We start from the raw sequence: 26,964 nt of genomic DNA, 5'->3' as shown, positions 1-26,964 counted from the left end.
CCGCTTCCGTCGTCCCCGCCGACCGGTCAGCCGACCGGGTCGTCGGCGAAGTCCCCGGCCGCCACCCGCAGCGGACGGAACAGCCGGAAGATCTCCTCCAGCTGCCCCGCGTCGTAGACGCCGAGCCCGAAATCCATCGCCATCAGTTCCCGGGTCGCCGCGTCGCACACCTCGCGGCCCTTGTCCGTGATGGCGGCCAGGGTGCCGCGCCCGTCGTTGGGATTGGGCCGCTTCTCGACGAAGCCCGCCGCCTGGAGCCTGTCGACCGTGTTGGTCACCGAGGTCGGGTGCACCATCAGCCGCTCCCCGATCTTGGACATCGGCAGCTCGCCCTTCTGCGAGAAGGTGAGCAGCACCAGCGCCTCGTACCGCGCGAACGTCAGCCCGTACGGTTTGACCACCGCGTCCACCTCGGACAGCAGGATCTGCTGCGCCCGCATGATCGACGTGATCGCGGCCATGGACGGCACCGACCCCCATCGCTGCTTCCAGTGCTCATCAGCACGGGCGATCGGATCGAACGACAGACTGAGCGGCTTCGGCACGCCTCGACCCTACCGGCCGGTCGAAGCCCCGCAGAAGCCGTCTCACGTTCCGGGCGTTCACCGCGACACACACCGTGCCCACCACACCCGTCAGCACGATCGCCAGATGCGCGGGCAGGAACTCCGCCAGCGCGCCGCCCGCGGCCATGCCCATCCCCTGGGCGCTCATCAGGCCCGCCGTCATCACCGTCAGTGCCCGGCCCCGCAGCTCCTCGGGCGCCGCGTCGAAGAACCAGCGGTCCAGCCCCAGCGTGTAGCCCATGCCCATACCGGACAGACACAGGGCCGCCAGCGCCAGCGGCAGCGCCGGATGCAGCAGGAAGACCAGCAGCGGCAGCAGCAGGACCGAGGCCAGCGGCAGGACGAGACGTTCCCGGGCCGCCGGGCGCAGCAGCGTACCCACCGCCAGCTCGCCGACGACGCTGCCCACGGGCCCGGCCGCCAGCAGCAGCCCCACCCCGGCCGGCCCGGCCCCCAGCCCGTCCGCGTACGGCGCGGCCAGCGCCTCCGGGACGACGGCGAACGTGGGCGGCAGCCAGCACAGCAGCAGCAACGCCCGCACCTTCCGGTCGGCCAGCAGCCGCCGGGTGCCGGCCGTCGTCCGCGCCGCGGCGCGCGCCAGTGGCGGACGCAGCCGGGTGCCCGTCCGCAGCAGCAGCGCCGAACCCAGGAACCCTGCCACGGTCAGCACCAGCGCCGTGCGGGGCGTCACCACCACCAGCAGCAGCCCCGTGGCCGCGTTGCCGACGATCTGCGCGCTCTGCGCCACCACCCGGATCAGCGAACGGCCCAGCACGAACGCGTCCTGGCCCGGCAGGATCGCGCCCAGGCTGGCCGCCCGTACGCCCGTGAACAGCGGCTGCACGAACGCGACGGCCGCGCGCAGCGCCAGCAGGAGCGCGACATGGGCGTGCGGCAGCAGCATCAGCGCGACCCCGGCCGCGCTGAACAGATCGCAGGCGACCAGCACCCGACGCGCGGCGAACCGGTCCGCGACCGGGGCCAGGGCCACTCCGCCCACCGCGTTGGGCAGGAAGCCCAGTGCGAAGGTGAGGGCCGTCAGCAGGGGCGAGGACGTGTGCTGATAGATGAGCACCGGCAGCGCCAGCCCCGCCACGACCGTCCCCAGAAGCGAGAGCACATGCGCGGCGAACACAGCCCGGAACTCCCGCACCCGGAAGAGCGAACCGTAGGTGGCCTTCTCGGCCGGGGTGGTGGCGTTGCCGGCCGGGCCCGGGACCGCGGGGCCGTCGCCTGGGGGTGGGGTGGCGGCATCGGCGGCGTGCGGGGGACGGGCGCTGTCGCCCGGGGGCGGGGTGGCAGCCTCGTCGGCCGCGTGCAGGGGATGGGCGCCGTCGCCCGGAGGCGGGGTGCCCGTCGTCTCGGTAGCGGGCGGGGCGCTGCGTACTCCTCCGGAGGGACGGCCCGCCTCCGGCCCGGACTGAGGGTCCGCCCCTTCCGCAGGCGGGGTGACCGGCGATCCGGCCCCGGGCGGAGAGACCCCCGGACCAGCCTCGGGCGGAGGAGCTAGCGGTTCGTCCCCGGACGAAGAAACCCCCGGACCAGCCCCCGCCGAAGGAGACAGCGATCCGTCCCCGGACGAAGAAACCCCCGGACCAGCCCCCGCCGAAGGAGACAGCGATCCGTCCCCGGACGAAGGAATCGTCGGTCCGGCCCCGGGTGGCGGGACCGTCCGTCCGCCCTCCGGGGAAGGGGCCGGTGCCGTGGCGTGCTCTTCCGGTTCGGGCATGGCCGCAGCCTGGCGGGGCACCGGGGCGCCGCCTAGTGTTTCGGCGCAGGCCGAATCCGGGGGGAGGGCAACTGGTGGCGATCACGATCCGTTTCGGGCCGGCCGACCCCCTCAACTGCCGGTTCGCACTCTCCCCCGTCTGGGAGACACAGGCGGCACTGCGTGCGCTGGCGCATCCGCCGGAGGGGGCGCCCCACCGCCGCTGGGCGCGCGAGGCGGCGCCCCTCGTACGCTCGCTGCCCCTGGACGCGCTGTGGGCGGTGATGCCCCGGCACGGCTACACCCCGGACTTCCTCTTCCCCGCTCCCGCCGGACCGACGGCCTCCTTCGAGGAGGAGGCCGCTCGGATCCGGGCCACCGATCCGGGCCGCGCGGAGGGGGAGCTGGCCCGTGCGCTGGCCTGTACGCCGGGGGCGGCGGGGTCCGCCGTGGGCCGCGCGCTGCTCGCCGATCCGGCCGCCGCCGTCACGACGCTGGCGGCAGCGGTCACCCGTGCGTGGGAGACATTGCTGGCACCCGAGTGGCCCCGGCTGCGGGCGGTGCTCGACGCGGACGTCGCGCACCGGGCGCGGCAGCTGGCCGACGGTGGTCTGGGCCGGGTGCTGGACTCGCTGCATCCCCAGATCACCTGGTGCGACGGGACGCTGCGGATCGACCGTCCGCCCCGGCACCACCGGGTGCTGGCCGGGGGCGAGGGGGTGACGCTGGTGCCCAGCGTCTTCGTGTGGCCGGGAGTGGCGGGCGGGTTCGAGGCGCCCGCCCCCGCCGCGGTGCTGTACCCGGCGCGCGGGATCGCGCGCCTGTGGTCGCCGCCGCGCACGGATCGCCGGGGTGCGCTGGTGCGGCTGCTGGGACGGGGGCGCGCGGCGGTCCTCACGGCGCTGGAGGAGCCCGCCTCGACGACCGCGCTCGCCACCCGCCTGGGCCTGGCGCCCTCGTCCGTCTCGGCGCACCTGTCGACGCTGCGGGACGCCGGCCTGCTGGTCTCCTGCCGCGTGGGCCACCAGGTCCTGTACGCCCGCACCGCACTCGGCCGCGCCCTGACCGACGGCCACCCTGACGACTTGGAGGCAGACCCGCCCACCACGCCCCGGTGAAACGGCGGGGTACGACACTCACGTCCCCCGCCCAGCGGCGCCGCGGAGCCGGATCCGCGGCGCCAGGTGCGGCACCGCCGGGGTGCTGTCCCACGGGGGCACCAGCCGTGCGCAGGGCGGCCGGCATCAGCCGTGCGCGGGGGGCGGGGGCACCAGCTCTCCGGGTGGCCGCCGGCACCAACCGTGCGCGGGGGCGGGGCGGGGGCACCAGCCCTTCGTGGGGCGGTGGTGTCAGTCGGCCGCGAGGTGGCGGTCGATCGTGGCGACCTTCGCCGTGAGGCCGTCGGTGACGCCGGGGCGGATGTCGGCCTTCAGGACGAGGGAGACCCGCGGGGCGCGGGCCTCGACCGCGGCGACGGCCCGCCGTACGACGTCCATGCAGGCGTCCCATTCGCCCTCGATCGAGGTGAACATCGCGTCGGTGCGGTGCGGCAGTCCGGATTCGCGGACGACCCGTACCGCTTCGGCGACGTACTCCCCCACGTCCTCGCCGACGCCGAGCGGGGTGACGGAGAAGGCGACGATCATGACGTGGCCGCGTTTCCGCCGGCGTTGACCGTGCCGCTCTGCTCCTTGCGGGCGCGGGCGGCGATGATGCCGGCCTTCTCCTCCTCGCGGAGCATCCTGTCCGCGAAGAAGCCACCGGTGGGCAGCACGGAGAGGACGAAGTAGAGGGCGGCGCGGCCGAAGGGCCACTTGATGCGGTTCCAGGCGTCGGCCCAGAAGATGACGTAGAGGATGAAGAGGATGCCGTGGACCGCTCCCATGACCGGCACGGCGTTGAAGTCCGTGGTGCGCTTGAGCACGGAACAGACCAGCAGGAGGAGGAAGGAGACGCCCTCGGGGACCGAGGTCAGTCGCAGGCGGCGCAGCGCGGAGACCGATTTGGGCGGCAGGCCGCTAGGAGTTTCCAGTATGGCCACGGCAGGTCCTCAGATCGTTTGTGAAGGGAAGCACAAGCTCTGCCATTGTGGCAGCACTGCCGTGGAACGCGGGGCCCAGGGTAGGTTCGCAGCGTGGCTCGGTTCCGACTTCAGGGCACCAAGGTGCTGGCCGTCACGCTCGACGGGGGCGGCGACATGGTCAAGGCGAAGAACGGCTCGATGGTCGCCTACGACGGCGAGATGGCGTTCAAGAAGCTGACCGGCGGCGGCGAGGGCCTGCGCGGCATGGTCACCCGCCGGCTGACCGGTGAGCAGATGACGGTCATGGAGGTGAAGGGGCGGGGCACCTGCTACTTCGCCGACCGTGCCGCCGACATCTCCCTCGTCCGGCTGGACGGCGGGAAGCTGCACGTGGAGGCGAGCAATCTGCTGTGCACGGACGGCGGGCTGCGCACCGGTACGACATTCACCGGGCTGCGCGGCGCTTCCCAGGGAGGGGGCCTTTTCACCACTTCGGTGGAGGGCACGGGCTGGGCGGCGGTGATGTCGGACGGTCCCGCGGTGCTGCTGCGGGTCACCCGCGGCATGCCGCTCCAGGTGGATCCCGGCGCCTATGTGGCCCACCAGGGGGAGCTGCGGCAGAGCTTCCAGTCGGGTGTGAACTTCCGCACGTTCCTGGGGGAGGGCTCCGGCGAGGCGTTCCAGGTCCGGTTCGAGGGCGAGGGCATCGTCTATGTGCAGCCGAGCGAGCGCGAGACGCCGGCGGGGGAGGTCTGATGCCGTTCCGTGAACTGTCCAGCAAGCTCGTCGAGGCCCGGGTGGTGCCGGGGCAGCGGCTGTTCAGCCAGCGCGGCGCCATGATCGGCTACACCGGCGAGGTGACGTTCACGCCCAACATCCAGGGCGGCCAGGGCGGTGTGCTGTCCATGATCGGCCGGCGGGTTGCGGGCGAGGCCACGCCGCTGATGACCGTGGAGGGCGACGGCACGGTGATGTTCGGGCACGGTGGCCACCACGTCGAGGTGATCGAACTGGACGGGCAGACCCTGTGCGTGGAGGCGGACCGGCTGCTCGCCTTCGACGGCAGCCTGCGTCAGGGCACGCTGTTCCTGGGCCGGGACGGCGGGGTGATGGGCATGGTGCGCGGCCAGGTCAGCGGCCAGGGGCTGTTCACCACGACGCTGACGGGGACGGGCTCGGCTGCGGTGATGGCGCACGGCGGCATCGTCCAGTTGGAGATCTCGCCCGGCCGGCCCGTGCACGTGGATCCGCAGGCCTACGTGGCGCACTTCGGCGACGTACGCAACAGGCTGTCCTCGGCGCTGGGCTGGCGCGACATGGTGGGCCGCGGCTCGGGCGAGGCGTTCCAGCTCGAACTGTCGGGGACGGGCGCGGTGTTCGTGCAGGCGAGTGAGGAGAAGCTGTAGATGTCCCACCCACCGCACGGCCACGGGCCGCAGGGCGCCGTCCCGCAGGGTTACCAGGTGTACGACGCGGTCACGCTGCCGGCGAACGACAACGTCAACCCGTACGCCTTCGCCGTCGATCTGGACGGCCGGTGGTTCCTCCAGAAGGGGAAGATGATCGCCTACTACGGGCAGATCGACTTCCACGGCGTCGGGCACGGCCCGCTGGACCGGCTGGTCGCCACGAGTTTCCACTCCCCGCTGCACGCGGCGGACTGGGTGGTCGCGGAGGGGCGGGGAAAGCTGCTGCTGGCCGACCGTGCCTTCGACGTCAACTCCTTCGACCTGGAGGACGGCAATCTGACCGTGCGGGCGGGCAATCTGCTCGCCTTCGATCCCGCCCTGTCGCTGAAGCAGTCGATCGTGCCCGGTTTTCTGACCCTGATCGGTACGGGGAAGTTCGTCGCGGCTTCCAACGGTGAGATCCACTTCGTGGAGCCGCCGGTGCGTGTCGATCCGCAGGCGCTGGTGGGCTGGGCCGACTGCCCCTCGCCGTGCCACCACTACGACCACGCCTATCTGCGGGGCGTCATGGGCGGGGTGCGGGCCCTCACCGGGCTGGGCGGGGCCTCCGGCGAGGAGCACCAGTTCGAGTTCGTCGGGGCGGGCACGGTGCTGATCCAGTCGACCGAGGCGCTGCTGCCCGGCCGGGACACCGGCGAGGTGCCGCACGAGCCCGGCGTACCGCAAGGCGGGCCCGAGGGGCACGGGCAGGGCGGCCAGGGCGGCCACGGGGGCCCGCAGCTTCCCGGCCAGCTCGGCAGTCTGCAACGGCGCTTCGGACTGTGACGGCACGCGCGCACCGCGGAGCCGCTCACCGCTGTCGGTGACCGCACGGCCGCCGTACGCTCCGACGACGACGCTGCGACATCTTTACGCCACACCGAGTAAGCACGTGTGTACGAGTCTGGGTAAAGTCTCACAGCATGGACACCGACGACACCCGTTGGCTCACCGAGGAAGAGCAGCGCGCCTGGCGCATGCACCTGGACGTCAGCAAGCTGCTCAGCTATCAGCTCGAACGTGATCTCCAGCCGTTCGGGCTCACCCTCAACGACTACGAGATCCTCGTGAACCTCTCGGAGTCGCCGGACCGCCGCTTGCGGATGACCGACCTGGCCGCGGCCACGCTCCAGTCGAAGAGCAGGCTGTCCCACCAGATCACCCGGATGGAGAAGGCCGGGCTGGTGCGGCGCGAGTCCTGCGAGTCGGACAAGCGGGGCCTGTTCGCCGTCCTGACGGACGAGGGCTGGACCACGATGCGCCGGGTGGCACCGCACCACGTCGCCTCGGTCCGCCGCCACTTCATCGACAGCGTCTCCGCCGCCGACCTGGCCCATCTGGAGCGCACCCTGCGCCCGGTCGCGGAGAAGCTGCGCGCCGAGCGGGGCCGCGTCTGAGCGACGGAGGGACCGGCCGGCCGAGCGTCCGAGCGACGGGGCGACCGCGCGCGAGAGCGATTGAACGCGAGAGCGACCGAGCATGAGCGGCCGGGCGTCCCGTCCCGCGCCGGGGACGGTGCCGTCCCGCCGGTCAGCCGTCCGCGCCGGGGAGCCGCAGCACGAAGCGGGCCCCGCCCGCCTCGGAGTCCTCCACGCGGAGGGTGCCGCCGTGCCGCTCGGCGACGTCGCGGGCGATGGCGAGCCCCAGTCCGGCGCCGCCCTCGTCCCGTGACCGGGCGTCGTCCAGCCGCACGAACCGTTCGAAGATCCGCTCCCGCTCGTCCTCGGGCACGCCCGCGCCGTCGTCTTCGACGGCGAGCACGAGCGCGCCGCCGCCCTCGCGCCGTACCCGGACCGTCACCTGCGAGGCCGCGTGGCGCTGGGCGTTGTCCAGGAGGTTGCCCAGGACACGTGCGAGCTGCCCGGCCGAGCCGAGCACCTCACCGTCGTCCAGGGCGGGCAGCCGCACCGGATGCGGATCGCCGGCCCGCTGGGCGACGTGTTCCCGTACCAGCTCGGCGAGGGAGACCCGTTTGCCCGCGGGCCGCTCGCCCGCGTCCAGCCGTGCCAGCAGCAGCAGGTCGGCGGCGAGCGCCTGGAGCCGCACGGTGTCCTCCACGGCGCCGTCCACGTCGAGGAGTTCGGGGTGTGCGGCTGCCACCTCCAGCTGGGTGCGCAGGGAGGCGATGGGGCTGCGGAGTTCGTGTGAGGCATCCGCGACGAACCGCCGCTGCCGCTCGACGGAGGCTTCCAGCGCGGCGAGGGTCTCGTTGGTGGTGCGGGCGAGCCGGGCCACCTCGTCGCGGGCCTCGGGTTCGGGCACCCGGCGGGAGAGGTCGGTGCTGGCGGTGATGGCGCTCATCTCCTGCCGGATGCCCTCGACAGGACGCAGCGCCCGCCGGGTGACCAGCCAGGTGACGCCGCCGACGACGACGAGGAGCACGGGCAGGCCGAACAGCATCGAGCGCGTCACCGTGGAGACGGCTTCCTGCTGGGCGCCGAGGGAGGCACCGGCGTAGACGGTCACGGGGGTGCCGTCGCGGGTGCGGCCCTGGACGGCGGCGACGCTGAAGTCCTGCGAGCCGACGATGTCGTCCTTGTCGTAGGTCACATCGCCGTCGTCGTCCACCGGGAAGGAGAGCGTCTTGTGCTCGCTGTCGGAGTCCACCTCGACGCCGTCGCCGTCGTCGCCGTCGTCGTCCCCGCCGTCGTCATCGGACCCGCCGTCCCCCTCGTCCGGCTTGTCCACCCGGGCGAAGTCGGCCACCGGGCCGCGTCCTTCCAGCGGGTCGCTGGCACCCAGCACCCTTCCGGAGGCGTCCACGACCTGTACGGGCTCGTCCCCGTCGAGGCCGTCCAGGTCCGGGATCGCGCCGCGGGCGGTGTGGCCCGCCTGGGCCGCCGTGCTCCGCGCGGCGTTCTCCGCGCCGAGCCGTGCCGTTCCCGCGAGGCCGTCGCGCAGGGTGGCGACGACGAAGAAGCCGGCGGCCACGAGGGCGAGCGCCACCACCACGGTGGCGCCGAGTGCCGCGCGTACCCGGACGGAGGCCCTACGCACCGCTGCCGCCGCTTCGCGCACTACGGCCGGTGGCCGCGCCGCCGTCCTGGAGCCGGTACCCGGCGCCGCGTACGGTCGCGATCCACCCCGCGCCCAGTTTGCGGCGCAGGGCGCTCACATAGACCTCCACGATGTTGACGTCGCCCTCGTAGGCGAAGTCCCAGACGTGTTCGAGGATCTCCGTCTTGGAGACCACCTCGCCCGCCCGTACGGCCAGGTATTCGAGTACGGCGAACTCCTTGGCCGTCAGCGCCGCCTCCCGCTCCCCCACGCTCACCCGCTGCGCGGCCGGGTCCACGGTCAGCTCGCCCACCCGCAGGACCGTCTTCGCGCCGCGCGTCCGGCGCCGCAGCAGCGCCCGTACGCGGGCCAGCAGCACGACGTAGGAGAACGGTTTGGTGAGGTAGTCGTCGGCACCGGTGTCCAGGCCCTCGGCCTCGTCGTACTCCCCGTCCTTGGCGGTCAGCATCAGGACGGGCGTCTCGTCGCCGGCGGCGCGCAGTGCCGCACAGACGCGGTAGCCGTTCATGCCGGGCAGCATGATGTCGAGCACGATCAGGTCGTAGTCGTTCTCGACGGCCATGTGCAGACCTTCGGCGCCGTCGTGCACGACGTCCACGGCGAATCCCTCGGCCATCAGGCCCTTGGCGAGCGACCGGGCCAGTCGCCGCTCGTCCTCCACGATCAGCAGGCGCATGCGCCCACCCTGCCAAACCGCGGCTGAAGAAGGCTTCAGGATGCTTCAGCTCACGTTCAGCGACGGCGGGCGACCGTGGAGTCATCGCAAGCACCGACAGCGAACGACCCGAGGAGCCGTACTCATGAAGCGCAAGGTCATCATCGCGACCGTCACCGCAGCCGTCCTAATCGGAGGGGGCACGGCGACCGCCTTCGGCGTCGCGGGCGACGACGGCGACGGCGACAAGGCCGGTACCGCCTCGCAGACGCACCTCCGTCCGGCGGAGCACGACGATGACCACGCGGACGGGCAGGACCGCGACGACGACGGCCGCGACCACGACGACGACGGTAAGGACGACGACGGCAAGGACGACGGCGACAGGGCGGAGGACACCGGCGCCGGCGCCCTCTCCCACGACCGCGCGGCCCGGGCAGTGCTCAAGGCCGTCCCCGGCACCGTCACCGAGCTGGAACTCGACACCGAGCGCGACCGGCTCGTGTGGGAGGCCGACGTCCTCGGCAAGGACGCGAAGTGGCACGAGGTGAAGATCGACGCCGTCAAGGGCGGGGTCGTCACCAACCGGGTGGACGACCACAAGGACGACGACCGCGCCACCGTCCGGGCCGCCAAGATCGACGCCGCCGGGATCGGCGACAAGGCCGCCGCCCGGACCGGCGGCACCGTCACCTCCGTCAGCCTGGAGGCCGACCGCGACGACCACGACAAGGGCCGGTGGGAGGCCGAGACCGTCGACAAGAAGGGCCAGGAGCACGAACTCGTCCTCGACGGCACCTCCGGCAAGGTCCTCCACCACGAGACCGAGCAGGACGACGACTGACACCGCCCGACGGGGGCCGACGGCCACCGGGCAGGGCCGGGGGCCGACGCCGTCCGGCGAGGGGCGACGGCCGCCCGGGCAGGGCCGGGGGCCGACGCCGCCCGGCGAGGGCCGGGGCCGACCGCCGCCGGCGAGGCCGGCAGGGTGGCTGGCACAGCCGTCGAGGACCGACAAGCGGCGACAGCCCGCAGCAGGCCCGCCCGGCGGCGGACCGGGCATCCCGCCGCGGCCCCGGCGGGACAGGGACGGGGGCGTCACCCCTCGGTGACGCCCTCGACCAGTTCGTCGGCTGCGGCGTACGGATCCAGTACGCCGCCCGCCACCCGGGCGGCCAGCGCCTCCAGCCGCTTGCCGCCCCGCAGCTCGCCCATCCGCTCCCGCAGCGCGGTGACCGCGATGTTCTCGATCTCCTTCGCGGCCCGCGCCGCGCGGCGTTCGGCGAGCACCCCGTGCTCCTCCATCCAGCCGCGGTGCTTCTCCAGCGCCGCGACCGTCTCGTCCACGCCCTCCGCGCGGGCGGCCACCGTCCTGACCACCGGCGGACGCCAGTCGCCCGGCTTGCGGGCCTCGCCCAGCCCCAGCATGTGGTTGAGCTCCCGGACGGTGGCGTCCGCGCCGTCCCGGTCGGCCTTGTTGACCACGTACACGTCGCCGATCTCCAGGATCCCGGCCTTCGCCGCCTGGATGCCGTCGCCCATCCCCGGCGCGAGCAGCACCACGCTGGTGTCGGCCTGCGCGGCGATGTCCACCTCCGACTGGCCCACGCCGACGGTCTCCACGAGGATCACCTCGCAGCCCGCGGCGTCCAGCACCCGCACGGCCTGCGGCGCGGCCCACGCCAGACCGCCCAGATGGCCGCGGGTGGCCATCGACCGGATGTAGACCCCCGGATCGGAGGCGTGCTCCCCCATCCGCACCCGGTCGCCCAGCAGCGCCCCGCCCGAGAACGGCGAGGACGGGTCCACCGCCAGCACCCCCACCCGCTTGCCCTGCGCCCGGTACGCGGTCACCAGCGCGGAGGTCGTCGTCGACTTGCCCACGCCCGGCGAGCCGGTGAGGCCGACCACATAGGCGTTGCCGCAGTGCGGGGCCAGCGCGGCCATCACCTCGCGAAGCTGCGGGGAGGCGCCCTCCACCAGGGAGATCAGCCGCGCGACCGCGCGCGGCTTCCCCTCGCGGGCCGCCGCCACCAACGCTGCGACATCCACCATTGCTCGTCCGGCTCCCCTCATACGGCTGCGACCAGGGCTTGTCCCGGGGCCCGCGCCCCGGGACCGGTGCCCGCCCCCGTCCCGTCCCCTCCCGAACACGGCGGGAGGGGACGGAGCGGGCCGGCGGGCGGTCCTACGGAACGCGGACGATCAGGGCGTCGCCCTGGCCGCCGCCACCGCACAGCGCGGCGGCACCGAGCCCGCCGCCGCGCCGCTTGAGCTCCAGCGCGAGGTGCAGCACGATGCGCGCCCCGGACATGCCGATCGGATGCCCCAGAGCGATCGCCCCGCCGTTCACGTTCACCTTTTCGGGGCCTACCCCGAGGTCCTTCATTGACTGGTGGGCGACGGCGGCGAACGCCTCGTTGATCTCGATCAGATCGAGGTCGGCGACGGACCGGCCCTCCTTCTTCAGCGCGTGCTGGATGGCGTTGGCGGGCTGCGACTGGAGGGAGTTGTCGGGCCCGGCCACGTTGCCGTGGGCACCGATCTCGGCGATCCACTCCAGGCCCAGTTCCTCGGCCTTGGCCTTGCTCATCACGACGACCGCCGCGGCGCCGTCGGAGATCTGCGAGGACGAACCCGCCGTGATGGTGCCGTCCTTGGCGAAGGCCGGCTTCAGCTTGGCCAGCGACTCGGGCGTCGAGTCGCCGCGGATGCCCTCGTCCTGCGAGAAGAGGACCGCGTCCCCCTTGCGCTGCGGGATCTCCACGGGCGTGATCTCCGCCTCGAACAGGCCGTCGCGCTGGGCCGCCGCGGCCCGCTGGTGGGAGCGGGCGGCGATCTCGTCCTGCACGTCACGCGGGATGCCGAGCCGCGTGTTGTGCTTCTCCGTCGAGGCGCCCATGGCGATGCCCTCGAAGGAGTCGGTCAGCCCGTCGTGCGCCATGGAGTCGAGCACTTCGAGCGAGCCGTACTTGTAGCCCTGGCGGGACTTGGGCAGCAGGTGCGGCGCGTTGGTCATCGACTCCTGGCCGCCGGCGACCACCACCTCGAACTCGCCCGCACGGATGAGCTGGTCGGCCAGCGCGATGGCGTCCAGCCCGGAGAGGCAGACCTTGTTGACCGTCAGGGCCGGGACGTTCATGGGGATGCCCGCCTTGACCGCCGCCTGGCGGGCCGGGATCTGGCCGGCGCCGGCCTGGAGCACCTGACCCATGATCACGTATTCGACCTGGTCCCCGCCGATACCGGCCCGCTCCACCGCCGCCTTGATGGCGAAGCCGCCCAAGTCGGCCCCGCTGAAGGGCGCCAGGGAGCCGAGCAGACGACCCATGGGCGTACGGGCACCGGAGACGATCACGGAGGTGGTGCTGCTGGGAGTCGCAGTCATGTGGGGTTCCCTTCCGGCGGGAAGTTAACGAGGGTTACCACTCAACATACTGAGCGGTACCAGTCCGGGTCACCGGTCGGTGAGTGTGACCGTGCGCACGTTGCGTAACCACGCGGGGAGCGCTGCACTGGTCCCCATGCTGACGCGAATCGACCACATCGGAATCGCCTGCCGCGACCTGGAAGCCACCGTCGATTTCTACTCTCGCACGTACGGCTTCGAGGTGTTCCACACCGAGGTCAACCAGGAGCAGGGCGTCCGCGAGGCCATGCTGCGCATCAACGGCACCGACGACGGCGGCGCCTCCTACCTCCAGCTGCTGGAGCCCATCCGCGAGGACTCTACGGTCGCCAAATGGCTGGCCAAGAACGGAGAGGGCGTCCACCACATCGCCTTCGGCACCGCCGATGTGGACGGCGAGGCCGCGGCCATCCGCGACAAGGGCGTGCGCGTGCTCTACGACGAGCCCCGCCGCGGCTCCATGGGCTCCCGCATCACCTTCCTCCACCCCAAGGACTGTCACGGCGTGCTCACGGAACTGGTCACAGCCGCCACACCCGGCGACGACGAGGGCCGGTGACCTCTCACGGCCGTCAAACCCCAGCAGCACCAACGGACCACTGACGTCGGCTTCCGCGCCCGGTAGAGTGGGCTTTCGGCCGGGGCGGGCCCTCCCCACCCGACAAAATCTCCGGGTTGGGGGCTCGGTCCACGTTCCGCCGACGATCTGACACCATTTCCGTCGGGACGTGTCACCGAGTCCGGACGAAGGGTTCGGATCATCTCCACGACTACCAGGGGACGGATGGGACCGCGCAGTGCGGGGCTACGACCGCTACGAGGCTGACGATCACCTCTCGCAGTTCGAGGCCGAGATGGAGCGGCTGAAGAAAGAGCGGGAGCGGGCCGTCGAGCATGCCGACGACCTCGGCTACCAGGTCGAAGTGCTGCGCGCCAAGCTGCACGAGGCGCGCCGCGCTCTTGCCACGCGCCCGGCGGGGTACGACAACCTCTCCCAGCAGGCCGAGCAGTTGCTCCGCAACGCCCAGCTCCAGGCCGACCAGATGCGGGCGGACGCGGAGCGTGAGCTGCGCGAGGCCCGCGCCCAGACCCAGCGGCTCCTCCAGGAGCAGGCCGAGGCGCAGGCCCGCCTGGAGACCGAGCTGCACACCGAGGCCGTACGCCGCCGCCAGCAGCTCGACCAGGAGCTGGCCGAGCGCCGCGCCACGGTCGAGACCCACGTCAACGAGAACGTCGCCTGGGCCGAACAGCTGCGCTCCCGCACCGAGCAGCAGGCCCGCCGCCTCATGGAGGAGACGCGGGCGGAGGCCGAGCAGTCGCTGGCCCGCGCCCGCGCCGAGGCGCAGCGGCTGACGGAGGAGGCACGGCAGCGGCTGACCGCCGAGGCGGAGCACGCCCGCGGCGAGGCCGAGGCGATCCTGCGCCGCGCCCGCGCGGACGCCGAACGGCTGCTGGACGCCGCCTCCACGCAGGCGCAGGAGGCCACCGAGCACGCGGAGCAACTGCGCAGCTCCACCGCGAGCGAGGTCGAGGCCAGCCGGCGGGAGTCCACCGAGCTGGTGCGCCGCGCCGAGGAGCGGATGCGCGAGGCCGAGGAGGCTCTGCGCGAGGCCCGCGAGAAGGCCGCCGAGAAGCTCCAGGAGGCCGAGGAGGAGGCGGGCAAGCGGCTCGCCGACACCGAGTCGGAGAACGAGCAGCGCACCCGTACGGCCAAGGCCGAGGTGGCGCGGCTGGTGGGCCAGGCCACCAAGGAGGCCGAGGCGATCCGGGCCGAGGCCGAGCAGCTGCGCCAGGACGCCAAGGACGAGGGCGAGCGGCTGATCGCGGAGGCCCGCGAGAAGGCCCGGACGACCACCGCGGAGGAGTCCGCCAACCAGCTCGCCCAGGCGGCCAGGACTGCCGAGGACGTGCTGACCAAGGCCGCCGAGGAGGCCAAGGCCACCACCAGGTCGGCGGCCGAGGAGGCCGAGCGGCTGCGCCGGGAGGCCGAGGAGGAGGCGGACCGGCTGCGGGCCGAGGCCCATGATGTGGCCGAGCAGCTCAAGGGCGCCGCCAAGGACGACACCAAGGAGTACCGCGCCAAGACGGTCGAGCTCCAGGAGGAGGCCCGCCGGCTGCGCGGGGAGGCCGAGCAGCTGCGGGCCGAGGCGGTCGAGGAAGGCGAGAAGATCCGCGGCGAGGCCCGCCGCGACGCCGTCCAGCAGATCGAGGAGGCCGCCAGCCGCGCCGAGGAGCTGCTGGGCAAGGCCAAGGCCGACGCGGAGGAGACCCGCACCGAGGCCGCCACGGAGAGCGAACGCGTCCGTACGGAGGCGATCGAGCGGGCCACGGCGCTGCGCAAGCAGGCCGAGGAGGCGCTGGAGCGGGCCCGCAGCGAGGCGGAGGAGCTGCGCTCGCAGGCCGAGGAGCAGGCGGAGACGGCCCGCTCGGAGGCCGAGGAGGCGGCCCGCAGGACGCGCGCGGAGGCCGAGGAGGCCGCGCGCGAGCGCAAGGCGGAGACCGAGGCGGAGCTGACGCGGCTGCGCGAGGAGGCCGAGGCGAAGCTCGCCGAGGCCGAGTCGGGGCTGACCGAGGCCCGCAGCGAGGCGGAGCGGCTGCGGGACGAGGCGCGCGCCGAGGCGGAGCGGCTGCGCACGGAGACGGCCGAGCGGGTGCGCACGCTGCGCGAGCAGGCCGAGGAGGAGGCCGAGCGGCTGCGGACCCAGGCCGCTTCGGACGCCTCGCAGGCACGCGCGGAGGGCGAGTCGGTCGCCGTCCAGCTGCGCAGCGAGGCCGCCGCCGAGGCGGAGCGGCTGCGCGAGGAGGCCAAGGCCACCGCGGACCGGGTCCGCGCGGAGGCGGACGCGGCGGCGGAGCGGACGAACACGGAGGCCGCCGAGGCGCTGAGCGCCGCCCAGGAGGAGGCCGCAAGGCGCCGCCGGGAGGCCGAAGAGCTGCTGACGTCGGCCCGCGAGGAGGCGCACCAGGAGCGCACGCAGGCCCGGGAGCAGAGCGAGGAACTGCTGGCGTCGGCCCGCAAGCGGGTCTCGGAGGCGCAGGCGGAGGCCGAGCGGCTGACGGAGGAGGCCGAGCGCCGCGCGGCGGAGCTGGTGGCGTCCGCCGAGGAGACGGCCCAGCAGGTGCGCGACTCGGTGGCCGGGCTGCGCGAGGAGGCCGAGGAGGAGATCGCCGGGCTGCGGTCGGCGGCCGAGCACGCCGCCCGGACGATGCGCCGCGAGGCCCAGGAGGAGGCGGACGCCGCCAAGGACCTGGCCGAGCGCACGGTCGCGGACGCGACGGCGGAGGCCGAGCGCACCCGTGCCGACGCGCAGCGGGTCGGCGAGGAGGCCCGCGCCGAGGCCGAACGGCTGCGGGAGGAAGCCCGCACCGAGGCCGAACGGGTGACCGAGAAGGCCCGTGCCGAGGCCGAACGGCTCGTGGACGAGGCGCGCGAGGAGGCGGCCGGCAAGCGTACGGAGGCCGCCGAGCAGGCCGACCAACTCCTGGCCAAGGCGCAGGAGGAGGCCGACCGTATCCGCTCGGAGGCGGAGCGGGCCGCGCAGGAGGTGCAGGCCGAGGCGGAGCGGTTCGACCGCGAAACCCGCGCCGCGGCCGAGCAGTTCTCCGAGGAGACCCGTACGGCCGCGGAGCGGTTCGGCGAGGAGACCCGCGCCGCCGCCCAGCTGTTCGACCAGGAGACACGCGCGGCGGCCGAGCAGTACGACCGGGAGACGCGCGCCGAGGCCGAGCAGTACGGCCAGCAGGTCCGCGCCGAGGCCGATCAGTACGACCGGGACACCCGCGCCAAGGCGGAGCAGTACGACGGGGAAGTCCGCGCCGCCGCCGAGCTGTTCGACCGGGAGACCCGCGCCGAGGCCGAGCGGTACGACGCCGCGACGCGGGCAGCCGCCCAGCAGTACGACCGCGAGGTCCGGGCCGCGGCCGAGCAGTTCAGCGAGGAGACCAGGGCCCAGGCCGAGCAGACCGCTCAGGAGATCCGGGCCGAGGCCGAACGCGCCGGCGAGCAGGTGCGCGCCGAGGCCGAGCAGTACGACCGCCAGGTCCGGGCCGCCGCCGACCAGTACGGCGAGGAGACCAGGGCCCAGGCCGAACGGGTGCTGGACGAGGCACGCGAGGAGGCCGCCAAGAAGCGCACCGAGGCCGCCGAGCAGGCCGACCAACTCCTGGCCAAGGCCCAGGAGGAGGCGCTGCGTACCCAGGCCGCCGCCGAGGAGCAGGCCGACGCCATGGTGGGCGCGGCGCGCGCCGAGTCGGAACGGCTGGTCGGCGAGGGGCAGGCCGAGGGCCGCGAACTGGTGGAGAAGGCCCGCTCCGACGCGGACACGCTGCTGGAGGAGGCCCGCAGCGACTCGGGCGCCATCCGGCGGCGCGCCGAGGAACTGCGTACCCGCGTCGAGGCGGAGGTCGAGGAGCTGCACGAGCGGGCCCGCCGGGAGGCGGCCGAGGCGATGCAGGCCGCGGGCGAGCGCTGCGACAAGCTGGTGAAGGCCGCGGAGGAGCAGCTGGCCGAGGCGCAGGCGAAGGCCGAGAAGCTGCGCTCGGACGCCGACGCGGAGGCCGGCAAGGTGCGCATCGCGGCCGTCAAGAAGGCCGAGGGCCTGCTGAAGGAGGCCGAGCAGAAGAAGGCCAAGATGCTGCGTGAGGCCCAGCAGATGCGCGAGGAGGCCGCCGAGGAGGCCCGGCGCACGGTGGAGGCCGGACAGCACGAACTGGACGTGCTGATGCGGCGTCAGAAGGACATCAACGCGGAGATCTCCCGCGTTCAGGACGTGTTGGAGGCGCTCGAGTCGTTCGAGACACCGGGAGCCGCGTCAGGCGACGCGGACCCGGACGCCGGCTCCGGTTCGGATTCCGCTTCCACGGGCGGCACTTCGTCCGGCGGCGGATCCGGGCGCGGTTCGGGCTCCGGCAAGAAGGGCGGGCGCGCCTCCGGCGCGAACGGTGGTGTGGCGGCGGGCGTCGGCGCCGGCACGACGCGTTCGAACGGCAAGGGTTCGGAGGGGTAGCCACTCGAACGAGGGCACATTCTCCCGACCAAACGCGCGGAAGCTCGATGACACGCCGCTTGGACCCCTAGGATTCCCCTTATCACTCCCCGTCTGATAACCCGTCTGACTCGACAGGAACCCCATGAGCGACACTTCCTCCCCCTACGGCTTCGAGCTCGTGCGGCGTGGCTACGACCGCGGACAGGTTGACGACCGCATCGCGAAGCTCGTCGCCGACCGGGACAGCGCCCTGGCCCGGATCACGTCTCTCGAAAAGCGCATCGAGGAACTGCACCTCGAAACGCAGAACGCCCAGGCCCAGGTCAACGACGCGGAACCCTCCTACGCCGGTCTCGGCGCCCGCGTCGAGAAGATCCTCCGCCTCGCGGAGGAGGAGGCCAAGGATCTGCGCGAGGAGGCCCGGCGCGCGGCCGAGCAGCACCGCGAACTCGCCGAGAGCGCGGCGCAGCAGGTCCGCAACGACGCCGAGCAGTTCGCCGCCGAGCGCAAGCAGAAGGCCGAGGAAGAGGGCGCCCGCATCGTCGAGAAGGCCAAGGGCGAGGCCGCGACGCTGCGCAGCGAGGCGGAGAAGGACGCGCAGTCCAAGCGCGAGGAAGCCGACTCGCTGTTCGAGGACACCCGCGCCAAGGCGGCCCAGGCCGCAGCCGACTTCGAGACGAACCTCGCCAAGCGGCGTGAGCAGTCCGAGCGCGATCTGGCGTCCCGTCAGGCGAAGGCGGAGAAGCGGCTGGCGGAGATCGAGCACCGCGCCGAGCAGCTCCGTCTGGAGGCCGAGAAGCTGCGCACCGACGCCGAGCGCCGCGCCCGCCAGACGGTGGAGACGGCACAGCGGCAGGCCGAGGACATCGTCGCCGACGCCAACGCCAAGGCCGACCGGGTGCGCAGCGAGTCCGAGCGCGAGCTGGCCGCCCTCACCAACCGCCGCGACAGCATCAACGCGCAGCTCACCAACGTGCGCGAGATGCTCGCCACCCTCACGGGTGCCGCCGTCGCCGCGGGCGGGCAGACCGACGACCTCGGCGACGAGGAGACCCGCACGGTCCCGGCCCAGCAGTCCCGCTGAGCGAACCGGGAACGGTTCCGCACCGGGAACGGCTTCGCACCACGAGCGCCCCTCACCCGACGGTGGGGGGCGCTCCTCTTGTGCGGGTCGTGCGAGGACGGCGCGCAGGAGTGGCGGGGGCGCCGGGGCGCCTTTAGCGTCGAAGAATGATCGAGCTGCGGGACCTGACGAAACGGTACGGGCCCAAGACCGCCGTGGACGGTCTCAGCTTCACCGTACGTCCCGGTACGGTCACCGGCTTCCTGGGCCCGAACGGCGCGGGCAAGTCCACCACGATGCGTATGGTCCTCGGGCTGGACGCCCCCACGCGGGGCGACGTACGCATCGAGGGCAAGCACTACACCGAGCTCAAGGAGCCGCTCCACAGCATCGGCGCCCTGCTGGAGGCCAAGGGCGTGCACGGCGGGCGCAGCGCCTACAACCATCTCCTGTGCCTGGCCCAGTCCAACGGCATCCCCGAGCGGCGGGTCGGCGAGGTGCTGGAGATGGTCGGGCTCGAAGGTGTGGCGCGCAAGCGGCCCAAGGGCTTCTCCCTCGGCATGGGGCAGCGGCTCGGCATCGCCGGCGCGCTGCTGGGCGACCCGCGCATCCTGATGTTCGACGAGCCGGTCAACGGCCTCGATCCCGAGGGCATCCACTGGATCCGCACACTGATGCAGCGCCTGGCGCGCGAGGGGCGCACCGTGTTCGTCTCCAGCCATCTGATGAGCGAGATGGCGCAGACCGCGGAGCACCTTGTCGTCATCGGGCAGGGCAAGCTGCTCGCGGACACCTCGATGGCGCAGTTCATCGCCGAGAATTCCCGTACGCACGTACGGGTGCGTACGCCGGAGCCCGAACGGATGCGGGACGTGCTCACCGCCGAGGGACTGCGCCCGGCGACCGGCGCGGACGGCGCCCTGGAGGTGGACGGCGCCGAGGCACCGCGGATCGGGGAACTCGCCGCCGAGCACCGGCTGGTGCTGCACGAGCTGAGCACCCAGCGGGCCTCGCTGGAGGAGGCGTTCATGCGGCTGACCGCGCAGAGCGTCGAGTACCACGGCCACGCACCCGGCGACGGCGACACGCCGGCCCCCGGACAGCCGCCCGGACCGGCGGGCGGCCCCGCCTCCGGCACGGGTACCGGCCCCGGCGAGGCTACCGGCCCGGCGCAGGGCCCGCCGGGCGGCGGGCAGCCTCCGCCCGCATGGGGACAGGACTGGCGGCGGAGGGGAGGGGGACGATGAACCACACCGCGCGCGTGCTCACCTCCGAGTGGACCAAGATCCGCTCGGTCCGCTCCACCGTCTGGACACTGGCCGCCGCCGTCCTTGTCACCATCGGGCTGGGCGCCCTGATCTGCGCCGTGACGGCCTCCACGTTCGACGACCTGTCCCCCACCAGCCGCACCACCTTCGACGCGACCTACACCAGCTTCGCGGGCATGGGCATCGGGCAGCTCGCCATGATCGCCTTCGGTGTGCTCGTCGTCTCCGCCGAGTACAGCACCGGGATGATCCGCAACTCCCTGGCCGCCGTACCGCAGCGGGCCACCTTCCTGTGGTGCAAAGTCCTGGTCGCCGGGCCACTGGTGCTCGTCGTCGGCATGATCACGAGCTTCGGCACGTTCTTCCTCGGCCAGGCACTGCTCGGACCGCACGGCGTGGGCATCGGCGACCCGGGGGTGCTGCGCGCCGTGTTCGGCGGCGGCCTCTACATGGCGCTCATCGCCCTGTTCGCCATCGGCATCACCTTCGTGCTGCGCAGCCCGCTGCTGGCCTTCGCGATCCTGATGCCCTGGTTCTTCCTCGTCTCCAACATCCTGGGCACCGTCGAGGCCACCAAGAAGGTCGGGCAGTACCTCCCCGACCAGGCCGGGACCACCGTGATCTCCGTGGTGCCCGAGACCCTCGACCGCCCCTACGGCCCCTGGGAGGGGCTGCTGATCCTGGTGGGGTGGACGGCGGCGGCCCTGGTCGCGGGGCTGATCGTCCTCAAGAAGCGCGACGCCTGATCCCGCCGCCCCGCACCCGGTCCGCCCCGGTGCGGGCCCGCCCGACGGAACCGATCAGCCCTCTCGTACCCTCCTAGGCCATGTCCGGGGGCACGTGAGCCCCGAACTTACGTCCAGGGGCGAAGATGATCGAGGCGTACGGCCTGACGAAGCGCTACGGCGCCAAGACGGCCGTCTACAACCTGTCCTTCCAAGTCCGGCCAGGGGCCGTGACCGGATTCCTGGGGCCCAACGGCTCGGGGAAATCCACCACCATGCGCATGATCCTGGGGCTCGACACCCCCACCTCCGGGCGGGTCACCGTCGGCGGGCACTCCTTCCGGAGCCTGCCCAACGCCCCCCGGCAGGTCGGCGCCCTGCTCGACGCCAAGGCCGTGCACGGCGGGCGCAGCGCCCGCAACCATCTGCTCTCCCTGGCCCAGCTGTCCGGCATCCCGGCCCGCCGGGTGGACGAAGTGCTCGGCGTCGTCGGACTCCAGGACGTCGCCAAGAAGCGCTCCAAGGGCTTCTCCCTCGGCATGGGCCAGCGGCTCGGCATCGCGGCGGCGCTGCTCGGCGACCCGCAGGTGCTGCTCTTCGACGAGCCCGTCAACGGGCTCGACCCCGAGGGCATCCTGTGGGTCCGCAACCTGATGCGGCGTCTGGCGAGTGAAGGGCGCACTGTCTTCGTCTCCAGCCACCTGATGAGCGAGATGGCACAGACGGCCGACCACCTCATCGTCATCGGGCGCGGACAGCTGATGGCCGACATGTCCGTCAGGGAGTTCATCGAACGCCACTCCATAGGCTTCGCCCGCGTCCGCACACCCGACGGCGAGCCCGAACAGCGCGAGAAGCTGGTCTCCGCGCTGCACGAGGCGGGCGGCCACACCCAGCCCGAGCAGGACGGCGCGCTCCGCGTCACCGGTCTGCCGCTGCCCCGCATCAGCGACGTGGCGCACGGTGCCGACGTGCGGCTGTGGGAGCTGTCCCCGCACCAGGCGTCCCTCGAAGAGGCGTACATGCGGCTCACCCAGGGCGCGGTCGACTACCGCTCCACGGCCGACCAGCGCGCCGGCCTGCACCAGCCGGCCCCCGGGACGGTCGCGGCGGGCACCGCCCCGGCCCCCGCCGGGCTGCCGGGCGGGCCCGCGGGGATGCCGGGGGCGGCACCGGGGGCGCCCGGCTCCCCCGCACCGCAGGCGGCGGCCGTTCCGGGCGGGGCCGGGGCGCCCCCCATGGCGCCGCCCGCGCCGCAGGGGAGCCCGCAGCCCGCGCCGCACCAGAGAGCGCACCAGGGAGCGCACCAGGGCGCCGCCCCACAGGCCCCGGCCCCGCAGCCGGGCGCCCCGCAGCCCGGCGTACCGCAGCCCAGCGCCCCGCAGCCCGGCGTGCCGGCCCACCCTGAGGCGCCGCAGGCGGCCTCCCCGCAGGCGCTCTCCGCGCAGGCGCCCTCAGCGGGGGCCGCACCCCAGGAAGCCGCATCCCAGGGAGCGGCACCGCAAGGGGCACCCCCACAGCCGGGAGGGGCGGCCCCGGCGGGTGCCCCGTACCCCGGCACCCCGCAGGCGGGCCCGCGGGAGAGCGGCACGCTCCAGATGCGTGCCCAGGCGCCCGGCGCCAACCCCTACGCCACGGACGCCCCCGCACCGCACGCCACCCCCGCTCCCCCGCCCTCGGCCCCCTCCCAGGGCGCACCGAGCGGCGACGCCACGAACGAAGGCGAGGACGCCCGATGAGCACCCAGCAGTACGACGGTCAGGCCCCGGTCCCCGCCCAGCCCGCCGCCCCGCACCCGGCGCAGCAGCCACCCGCGCAGCCGGCCATGCAGCAGCCCGTCGGGCAGGCCCCGCAGCCGGGCGCGCCACTGGGTGCCGGCTACACCTCGCCGATCCCCATGGCCCGCTCCCATCTGGGCCACGCGCTGCTGGCGGAGTGGACGAAGATCCGTACCGTGCGCTCCACGGTGTGGACCCTCGGCGTGATGTTCGTCCTCGTGGTCGGGATCGGCCTGGTGACGGCCGCCGGTCTGAGCGGGGACAGCTTCCTGGGTATGCCGCTGCTCTCCCCCGGTCTGTTCGGGCTGATGCTCGGCCAGCTGTGTGTGATCACGCTCGGGGTGCTGGTGATCAGCTCCGAGTACGGCACCGGCATGATCCGCACCACCCTGACCGCCTGCCCGCAGCGCGGCCGGGTGCTGCTGGCCAAGGCCGTCGTCTTCTTCCTGCTGGCGTTCGTGATGACGACGCTGGCCTGCACGCTCACCGCGCTGATCAACGACGCGCTGCTGAGCGACCAGACGCTTCCCTCGTACGAGTCCAGGAGCCCTCTCGCCGACTCCTTCGAAGGAGGGAAGCTGGTCGCCTCCGGCGGCGAGTGGCTGGGCGCCACGGTGGGCGCCGGTCTGTACGTGGCCCTGCTGGGGCTGCTGTCCCTGGCGGTGGGCGCGCTGCTGCGGCACTCCGCCGGGGCCATCACGACCATGATGGGGCTGGTGCTGCTGCCCTTGGTGATGGCGCTGTTCATGGCGGGCGAGGCCCTGCAGGACATCCGCGAAAAGCTCATCGAGTACTCCCCCCTCAACGGTCTGGCCTCCCTCTACCGCATCCCGATGGCCGACGATCCGGACGCCACGGGCTGGCCCCTGCTGGGCGGCCTCGCCGTCGTCACCCTGCTGGTGCTCGCCGCGGCGTACGCCCTGCTCAACAAGCGCGACGTGTGAGGGCGGCCCCCGCGACGCCCCTCGGTACTGGGGAGTCCCTCAGTACCGGGGGGCGTTGCGGGACCGCTGCAGCCGGGCGGTGCGGCGGTCGCGGGCGTTCCAGCAGGCGCGGTGCCAGTGCCGCCGGTCGTCCACGTCACCCAGCAGGGGCCAGGCGACCACGTGGGGCACCCCGGGCGGGATCTCCTGGTCGCATCCGGGGCACCGGTAGTGCTTGAGCGCGGCGCCTCCGCTTATCTGGCGGACCGCCCACTCCTCGCCGCGCCAGTCCTCGGTGCGCTCCAGGCCGAAGCGTTCCCGGCCGCCCCGGTCCTCGTCGTCGCGGTTCGCCGCGATGCCGTTGCGGGCGGCCTTGGCTGACTTGACGGCACCGCCGCGGGGGCGGTTACGGCGCGGGGACACGTGGGCACCTCGGAGAGTCGACGGCGATGGACGGACCGACGGCCTCACCCGCCGCCGCGGTGCGCTGATGCCGCTGGGGCACGGTTGGCCGTGTGCTTTCCAGCCTACGCACGCCGGGCGGGGGCGCCGCGGGTTGTCCACAGGCAGCCCATGATCGGCGTTCATCTGATGAATGGGGTGGCGGCCGTGCCTTCGGCACGTGTCAGGCGTTAGTGCTGAGTGGGGTGCGCGGTGTCCCCGGGCACCCGGCCGGGCCGGGCGGCCACGAAGGACACAAGGCGGTGGGGAATGCGAATCGGAGCTTTCGTCCTGGGCGCACAGTTCCCGGGCCAGCAACAGGACGAGGCACTGGACCGGGCGGTACGGGAAGCGGAGGCCGCGGAGGAAGCCGGGCTGGACGACGTCTGGCTCGCGGAACACCACTTCGTCTCGTACGGCGTATGCCCCTCCGCGGTGACCCTGGCGGCGCTGCTGCTGGGGCGCACACGGCGGATCGGGGTCGGCACAGCGGTCAGTGTGCTGCCGACCACACATCCGGTGGCGCTCGGCGAACAGACCGCGCTCCTGCACCTGGTCTCCGACGGCCGGTTCACCCTGGGCGTGGGCCGGGGCGGGCCGTGGGTGGACCTGGAGGTGTTCGGTGGCGGACTGGCCGCGTACGAGGAGCACTTCCCCGAAGCGCTGGACCTGCTGCTGCGCTGGCTGCGCGAACCCCGGGTGGACGCCCGGGGAGAGCGTTTCCGCTTCCGCGAGGTCCCGGTGGTGCCGCGTCCCGACCGCTCAGCCGTCCCCCACGGTGGCGTGCGGCGGAGCGGCGGCGCCGGGCCGCCCGTGATCGTCGCCTGCACATCCCCGGCCACCGTCCGGCTGGCCGCCGCCCGGCTGCTCCCCATGCTGGTGGGCATGCACTGCGGGGACGAGGAGAAGGCCCGGATGACGAGCATGTGGCGCCGCGAGGCACTGGCGGCCGGCCACCCGCCCGAGACGGTGGAGTCCGTCGCCACCCGCCATGTGTCGGCCGGGGTCGCCCAGGTCGCCGACTCCCACGACGAGGCCCGCGAGTCCCTGCTCAAGGGGATGCCGGGCTGGCTGCGCGAAGGGCTCGGCCAGCACGTGACCGTCGACGGACGGCCCCGCTCCATGCGCGACCCGGTGGACTACACCCAACTGCTGTGCGAGCTGCACCCGGTGGGCACCCCGCGGCTGTGCGCGGACCGGCTCGCGGCCACGGCCGAGCGCACCGGCATCAGCCGGTTCGCGCTCCTGCTGGAGGGCACCGGCGACCACGACGCGACGGTGCACAACGTCCACCGGCTCGCCGGTGAGGTGCTGCCCCTGCTGCGCTGAGCCCCTCCCGGCGCACTGCCGGGCCGGGACGGCACCGGCACGGATACGGGCCCACCGGGCGCACACGGACGCGCCTGCGGGTCCACCGGGGACGCAGACGGACGACAGCGCAGTGGGCGGCGCAAGGCACCGGGACCGATGCCGGGACCGGCCGCCGGAACGACCGCACCGAACCGCGCGCCCCATGCACAGCTCCAGGACCGAGCGCGTACCCCGTAGTCCCGAGCGCCGGAGGCGAAGCCCGTCGCGGCGGTGGCGTACCACCGCCGCGACGGGCGCGCCGGCGACCGCGTCGACCGTGTCAGCCGCCGGGAGCGGCGGTCAGCAGTCGCGCAGTTCCGGGGACTGGTTGAGCAACTGGCCGCGGATGGAGGTGAAGCGGGCGAGACGTTCGTCCGCCGAGGCGTCGAGCGGGAAGACCGCGACCCGGTGGCAGTTCTGGAACGCGAGCCGTACCCCGAAGTGGCGTTCCAGAGCTCCCCGGATCGCGTCGCTCGCCAGTGCGCGGAGCAGCTGGCCGCGGTGCTGCTCGTCCGGGGGCGGGGTCTGGTTGTCGGCGAACTCACCGCCGTCCACCTTCAACTGCGCGACGAGCGAGCTGATCATTTCCCACGCGTACGGGAGGGACGTGCGGACGCAGTCGACGAACGCCGCCTCATCCACCTCGCCACGCTCCGCCTGCTCCAGCAGCGCGGGTGGGACGTCGAGCGACATGGGCTTCTCCTCTCGCGACCCTGGCGCGGGGCCGGGTCTTTTGGGGGTGAAGGGACATCACCGTGTAGTCGCGCAACCTCGGACGGCGACGCCCTGCCTTACCGTACGGCTCCGGCGGTGAGGACAGCACGAGAATGGGAATACTCGCGCCACCGTCGAACGCCTCATCCAGGGGCGAATCGCGCGCGGGCGGTGCCGTCCAGTAGCGTGAGCGACCATGCGTCTCGTCATCGCCCGCTGCTCCGTGGACTACGCCGGCAGGCTCACCGCGCACCTTCCGTCGGCGCCCAGGCTCATCCTGATCAAGGCCGACGGCTCGGTGTCCGTGCACGCCGACGACCGTGCGTACAAACCCCTCAACTGGATGTCTCCGCCGTGCACCCTGAAAGAGGGAGACGACCACCGCTGGACGGTGGAGAACAAGGCTGGCGAGAAACTCATCATCACGATGGAGGAGATACTGCACGACTCCTCCCACGAACTGGGCGTGGATCCGGGCCTGATCAAGGATGGCGTGGAAGCACACCTCCAGGAGCTGCTCGCGGACCGTATGGAGACCCTGGGCGACGGCTGGACGCTGATCCGCCGGGAGTTCCCCACCGCCATCGGTCCGGTGGACATCCTGGGCCGCGACGGCGACGGCGCCACGGTCGCCATCGAGATCAAGCGGCGCGGTGAGATCGACGGGGTCGAGCAGCTCACCCGCTATCTCGAACTCCTCAACCGCGACCCGCATCTCGCGCCGGTCAAGGGCGTGTTCGCCGCCCAGGAGATCAAGCCCCAGGCAAGGGTGCTGGCCACCGACCGGGGCATCGACTGCGTCACCCTCGACTACGACGCCCTGCGGGGCATCGAGGACGACAAACTGCGCCTGTTCTGAAGCCCGTCACGTCAGGTCCCCGCACCGG

At 73.2% G+C, this 26,964-nt stretch carries 24 protein-coding genes and 1 pseudogene; 15 read left to right on the top strand and 10 right to left on the bottom strand.

Annotated elements, in window-relative coordinates; all coding sequences use genetic code 11:
- Positions 1-26 precede the first annotated feature (26 nt).
- Both IO40_RS0109875 and IO40_RS33380 read right to left on the bottom strand, forming a co-directional pair.
- The gene (locus IO40_RS0109875) at positions 27-545 is read right to left on the bottom strand and encodes a MarR family winged helix-turn-helix transcriptional regulator (RefSeq protein ID WP_030408190.1); all 519 of its coding nucleotides are present in this window, start codon (positions 543-545) and stop codon (positions 27-29) included.
- Complete coding sequence (locus IO40_RS33380) at positions 499-1,887, bottom strand: MFS transporter (RefSeq protein ID WP_106963792.1); 1,389 nt, start codon at positions 1,885-1,887, stop codon at positions 499-501. The genes IO40_RS0109875 and IO40_RS33380 overlap by 47 nt, the downstream gene beginning before the upstream one ends.
- Before the next feature lie 482 nt (positions 1,888-2,369).
- Between IO40_RS33380 and IO40_RS0109865 the strand changes: the two genes are divergently transcribed.
- Entirely contained in the window at positions 2,370-3,392 is a 1,023-nt protein-coding gene (locus IO40_RS0109865) for an ArsR/SmtB family transcription factor (RefSeq protein ID WP_031175276.1), read from the top strand.
- A 231-nt stretch (positions 3,393-3,623) separates the two neighbouring features.
- Here IO40_RS0109865 and IO40_RS0109860 read toward each other — a convergent pair whose 3' ends face one another.
- On the bottom strand, positions 3,624-3,920 hold the full coding sequence (locus tag IO40_RS0109860) for an MTH1187 family thiamine-binding protein (protein ID WP_016469853.1): 297 nt from the start codon (positions 3,918-3,920) through the stop codon (positions 3,624-3,626).
- Positions 3,917-4,315 (bottom strand): DUF3817 domain-containing protein, encoded by a 399-nt coding sequence (locus tag IO40_RS0109855; RefSeq protein WP_041968443.1) that lies wholly within the window; start codon positions 4,313-4,315, stop codon positions 3,917-3,919. The genes IO40_RS0109860 and IO40_RS0109855 overlap by 4 nt, the downstream gene beginning before the upstream one ends.
- Positions 4,316-4,408: 93 nt before the next feature.
- On the opposite strand from IO40_RS0109855, the gene IO40_RS0109850 reads away from it, so the two are divergent.
- From IO40_RS0109850 to IO40_RS0109835, 4 genes are all read left to right on the top strand, one after another.
- The gene (locus IO40_RS0109850) at positions 4,409-5,053 is read left to right on the top strand and encodes an AIM24 family protein (protein WP_016469851.1); all 645 of its coding nucleotides are present in this window, start codon (positions 4,409-4,411) and stop codon (positions 5,051-5,053) included.
- Positions 5,053-5,703, top strand: coding sequence for an AIM24 family protein (locus IO40_RS0109845; RefSeq protein ID WP_016469850.1), 651 nt, complete (start codon positions 5,053-5,055; stop codon positions 5,701-5,703). The genes IO40_RS0109850 and IO40_RS0109845 overlap by 1 nt, the downstream gene beginning before the upstream one ends.
- The gene (locus IO40_RS0109840; protein ID WP_016469849.1) at positions 5,704-6,531 is read left to right on the top strand and encodes an AIM24 family protein; all 828 of its coding nucleotides are present in this window, start codon (positions 5,704-5,706) and stop codon (positions 6,529-6,531) included.
- 137 nt (positions 6,532-6,668) lie between these two features.
- Positions 6,669-7,142 carry a MarR family winged helix-turn-helix transcriptional regulator gene (locus IO40_RS0109835; protein ID WP_031025938.1) on the top strand — a complete coding sequence of 158 codons (474 nt, stop codon included), beginning with the start codon at positions 6,669-6,671 and terminating at the stop codon, positions 7,140-7,142.
- A gap of 133 nt (positions 7,143-7,275) precedes the next feature.
- On the opposite strand, the gene IO40_RS0109830 is transcribed toward IO40_RS0109835, so the two are convergent.
- Both IO40_RS0109830 and IO40_RS0109825 read right to left on the bottom strand, forming a co-directional pair.
- Positions 7,276-8,742, bottom strand: a complete 1,467-nt coding sequence (locus tag IO40_RS0109830; protein ID WP_030408181.1) for a sensor histidine kinase — start codon at positions 8,740-8,742, stop codon at positions 7,276-7,278.
- On the bottom strand, positions 8,735-9,439 hold the full coding sequence (locus IO40_RS0109825; protein WP_016469846.1) for a response regulator transcription factor: 705 nt from the start codon (positions 9,437-9,439) through the stop codon (positions 8,735-8,737). The genes IO40_RS0109830 and IO40_RS0109825 overlap by 8 nt, the downstream gene beginning before the upstream one ends.
- A gap of 124 nt (positions 9,440-9,563) precedes the next feature.
- Between IO40_RS0109825 and IO40_RS0109820 the strand changes: the two genes are divergently transcribed.
- Complete coding sequence (locus IO40_RS0109820; protein ID WP_031175275.1) at positions 9,564-10,262, top strand: PepSY domain-containing protein; 699 nt, start codon at positions 9,564-9,566, stop codon at positions 10,260-10,262.
- Between the two features lie 254 nt (positions 10,263-10,516).
- Here IO40_RS0109820 and meaB read toward each other — a convergent pair whose 3' ends face one another.
- Positions 10,517-11,473: a methylmalonyl Co-A mutase-associated GTPase MeaB gene (gene meaB / locus IO40_RS0109815; RefSeq protein WP_030408178.1), complete on the bottom strand. Its 957-nt coding sequence runs from the start codon at positions 11,471-11,473 to the stop codon at positions 10,517-10,519.
- A 133-nt stretch (positions 11,474-11,606) separates the two neighbouring features.
- Positions 11,607-12,806, bottom strand: a complete 1,200-nt coding sequence (locus tag IO40_RS0109810) for an acetyl-CoA C-acetyltransferase (protein WP_031175274.1) — start codon at positions 12,804-12,806, stop codon at positions 11,607-11,609.
- Positions 12,807-12,942: 136 nt separating this feature from the next.
- Between IO40_RS0109810 and mce the strand changes: the two genes are divergently transcribed.
- The 7 genes and pseudogenes from mce to IO40_RS0109775 all read left to right on the top strand — a co-directional run bounded on the left by mce (position 12,943) and on the right by IO40_RS0109775 (position 23,593).
- Positions 12,943-13,386 (top strand): methylmalonyl-CoA epimerase, encoded by a 444-nt coding sequence (mce, locus tag IO40_RS0109805; RefSeq protein ID WP_030408177.1) that lies wholly within the window; start codon positions 12,943-12,945, stop codon positions 13,384-13,386.
- Positions 13,387-13,624: 238 nt separating this feature from the next.
- Complete coding sequence (gene scy / locus IO40_RS0109800; protein WP_031175273.1) at positions 13,625-17,833, top strand: polarized growth protein Scy; 4,209 nt, start codon at positions 13,625-13,627, stop codon at positions 17,831-17,833.
- Positions 17,834-17,957: 124 nt separating this feature from the next.
- A complete protein-coding gene (locus tag IO40_RS0109795; RefSeq protein ID WP_016469840.1) occupies positions 17,958-18,899 on the top strand; it encodes a coiled-coil domain-containing protein in 942 nt (313 codons plus the stop codon).
- Positions 18,900-19,045: 146 nt separating this feature from the next.
- Positions 19,046-20,125: an ATP-binding cassette domain-containing protein gene (locus IO40_RS0109790; protein ID WP_031175272.1), complete on the top strand. Its 1,080-nt coding sequence runs from the start codon at positions 19,046-19,048 to the stop codon at positions 20,123-20,125.
- On the top strand, positions 20,122-20,892 hold the full coding sequence (locus IO40_RS0109785; protein WP_016469838.1) for an ABC-2 transporter permease: 771 nt from the start codon (positions 20,122-20,124) through the stop codon (positions 20,890-20,892). The genes IO40_RS0109790 and IO40_RS0109785 overlap by 4 nt, the downstream gene beginning before the upstream one ends.
- Positions 20,893-21,017: 125 nt before the next feature.
- A pseudogene (locus IO40_RS0109780) lies at positions 21,018-22,367 on the top strand (ABC transporter ATP-binding protein); the annotation flags it as partial.
- Between the two features lie 239 nt (positions 22,368-22,606).
- A complete protein-coding gene (locus IO40_RS0109775) occupies positions 22,607-23,593 on the top strand; it encodes an ABC transporter permease subunit (RefSeq protein ID WP_030408174.1) in 987 nt (328 codons plus the stop codon).
- A 39-nt stretch (positions 23,594-23,632) separates the two neighbouring features.
- On the opposite strand, the gene IO40_RS0109770 is transcribed toward IO40_RS0109775, so the two are convergent.
- The gene (locus IO40_RS0109770; RefSeq protein ID WP_016469835.1) at positions 23,633-23,995 is read right to left on the bottom strand and encodes a hypothetical protein; all 363 of its coding nucleotides are present in this window, start codon (positions 23,993-23,995) and stop codon (positions 23,633-23,635) included.
- Positions 23,996-24,283: 288 nt separating this feature from the next.
- Between IO40_RS0109770 and IO40_RS0109765 the strand changes: the two genes are divergently transcribed.
- The gene (locus tag IO40_RS0109765) at positions 24,284-25,342 is read left to right on the top strand and encodes an LLM class flavin-dependent oxidoreductase (RefSeq protein ID WP_016469834.1); all 1,059 of its coding nucleotides are present in this window, start codon (positions 24,284-24,286) and stop codon (positions 25,340-25,342) included.
- 321 nt (positions 25,343-25,663) lie between these two features.
- Here IO40_RS0109765 and IO40_RS0109760 read toward each other — a convergent pair whose 3' ends face one another.
- A complete protein-coding gene (locus IO40_RS0109760; RefSeq protein WP_016469833.1) occupies positions 25,664-26,056 on the bottom strand; it encodes an SCO5389 family protein in 393 nt (130 codons plus the stop codon).
- 217 nt (positions 26,057-26,273) lie between these two features.
- Here IO40_RS0109760 and nucS point away from each other — a divergent pair, with 217 nt between their 5' ends.
- Positions 26,274-26,936 carry an endonuclease NucS gene (gene nucS, locus IO40_RS0109755; RefSeq protein ID WP_016469832.1) on the top strand — a complete coding sequence of 221 codons (663 nt, stop codon included), beginning with the start codon at positions 26,274-26,276 and terminating at the stop codon, positions 26,934-26,936.
- Positions 26,937-26,964 lie beyond the last annotated feature (28 nt).

Source organism: Streptomyces albus subsp. albus, from assembly GCF_000725885.1.
GTDB classification, from domain to species: Bacteria; Actinomycetota; Actinomycetes; order Streptomycetales; family Streptomycetaceae; genus Streptomyces; species Streptomyces albus.
The sequence above is the reverse complement of the archived record's forward strand: the minus strand, read 5'-3'. Positions and strand labels throughout refer to the sequence as shown.

Bases quoted from the DNA above. Each gene is read 5' to 3' on its own strand.
- IO40_RS0109860 (WP_016469853.1), bottom strand. From the start codon at position 3,920: ATGATCGTCGCCTTCTCCGTCACCCCGCTCGGCGTCGGCGAGGACGTG.
- IO40_RS0109835 (WP_031025938.1), top strand. From the start codon at position 6,669: ATGGACACCGACGACACCCGTTGGCTCACCGAGGAAGAGCAGCGCGCC.
- IO40_RS0109840 (WP_016469849.1), top strand. From the start codon at position 5,704: ATGTCCCACCCACCGCACGGCCACGGGCCGCAGGGCGCCGTCCCGCAG.
- nucS (WP_016469832.1), top strand. From the start codon at position 26,274: ATGCGTCTCGTCATCGCCCGCTGCTCCGTGGACTACGCCGGCAGGCTC.
- IO40_RS0109775 (WP_030408174.1), top strand. From the start codon at position 22,607: ATGAGCACCCAGCAGTACGACGGTCAGGCCCCGGTCCCCGCCCAGCCC.
- IO40_RS0109795 (WP_016469840.1), top strand. From the start codon at position 17,958: ATGAGCGACACTTCCTCCCCCTACGGCTTCGAGCTCGTGCGGCGTGGC.
- IO40_RS0109760 (WP_016469833.1), bottom strand. From the start codon at position 26,056: ATGTCGCTCGACGTCCCACCCGCGCTGCTGGAGCAGGCGGAGCGTGGC.
- meaB (WP_030408178.1), bottom strand. From the start codon at position 11,473: ATGGTGGATGTCGCAGCGTTGGTGGCGGCGGCCCGCGAGGGGAAGCCG.
- IO40_RS0109820 (WP_031175275.1), top strand. From the start codon at position 9,564: ATGAAGCGCAAGGTCATCATCGCGACCGTCACCGCAGCCGTCCTAATC.
- IO40_RS0109825 (WP_016469846.1), bottom strand. From the start codon at position 9,439: ATGCGCCTGCTGATCGTGGAGGACGAGCGGCGACTGGCCCGGTCGCTC.
- IO40_RS0109845 (WP_016469850.1), top strand. From the start codon at position 5,053: ATGCCGTTCCGTGAACTGTCCAGCAAGCTCGTCGAGGCCCGGGTGGTG.
- mce (WP_030408177.1), top strand. From the start codon at position 12,943: ATGCTGACGCGAATCGACCACATCGGAATCGCCTGCCGCGACCTGGAA.
- IO40_RS0109810 (WP_031175274.1), bottom strand. From the start codon at position 12,806: ATGACTGCGACTCCCAGCAGCACCACCTCCGTGATCGTCTCCGGTGCC.
- IO40_RS0109790 (WP_031175272.1), top strand. From the start codon at position 19,046: ATGATCGAGCTGCGGGACCTGACGAAACGGTACGGGCCCAAGACCGCC.
- IO40_RS0109765 (WP_016469834.1), top strand. From the start codon at position 24,284: ATGCGAATCGGAGCTTTCGTCCTGGGCGCACAGTTCCCGGGCCAGCAA.
- IO40_RS0109785 (WP_016469838.1), top strand. From the start codon at position 20,122: ATGAACCACACCGCGCGCGTGCTCACCTCCGAGTGGACCAAGATCCGC.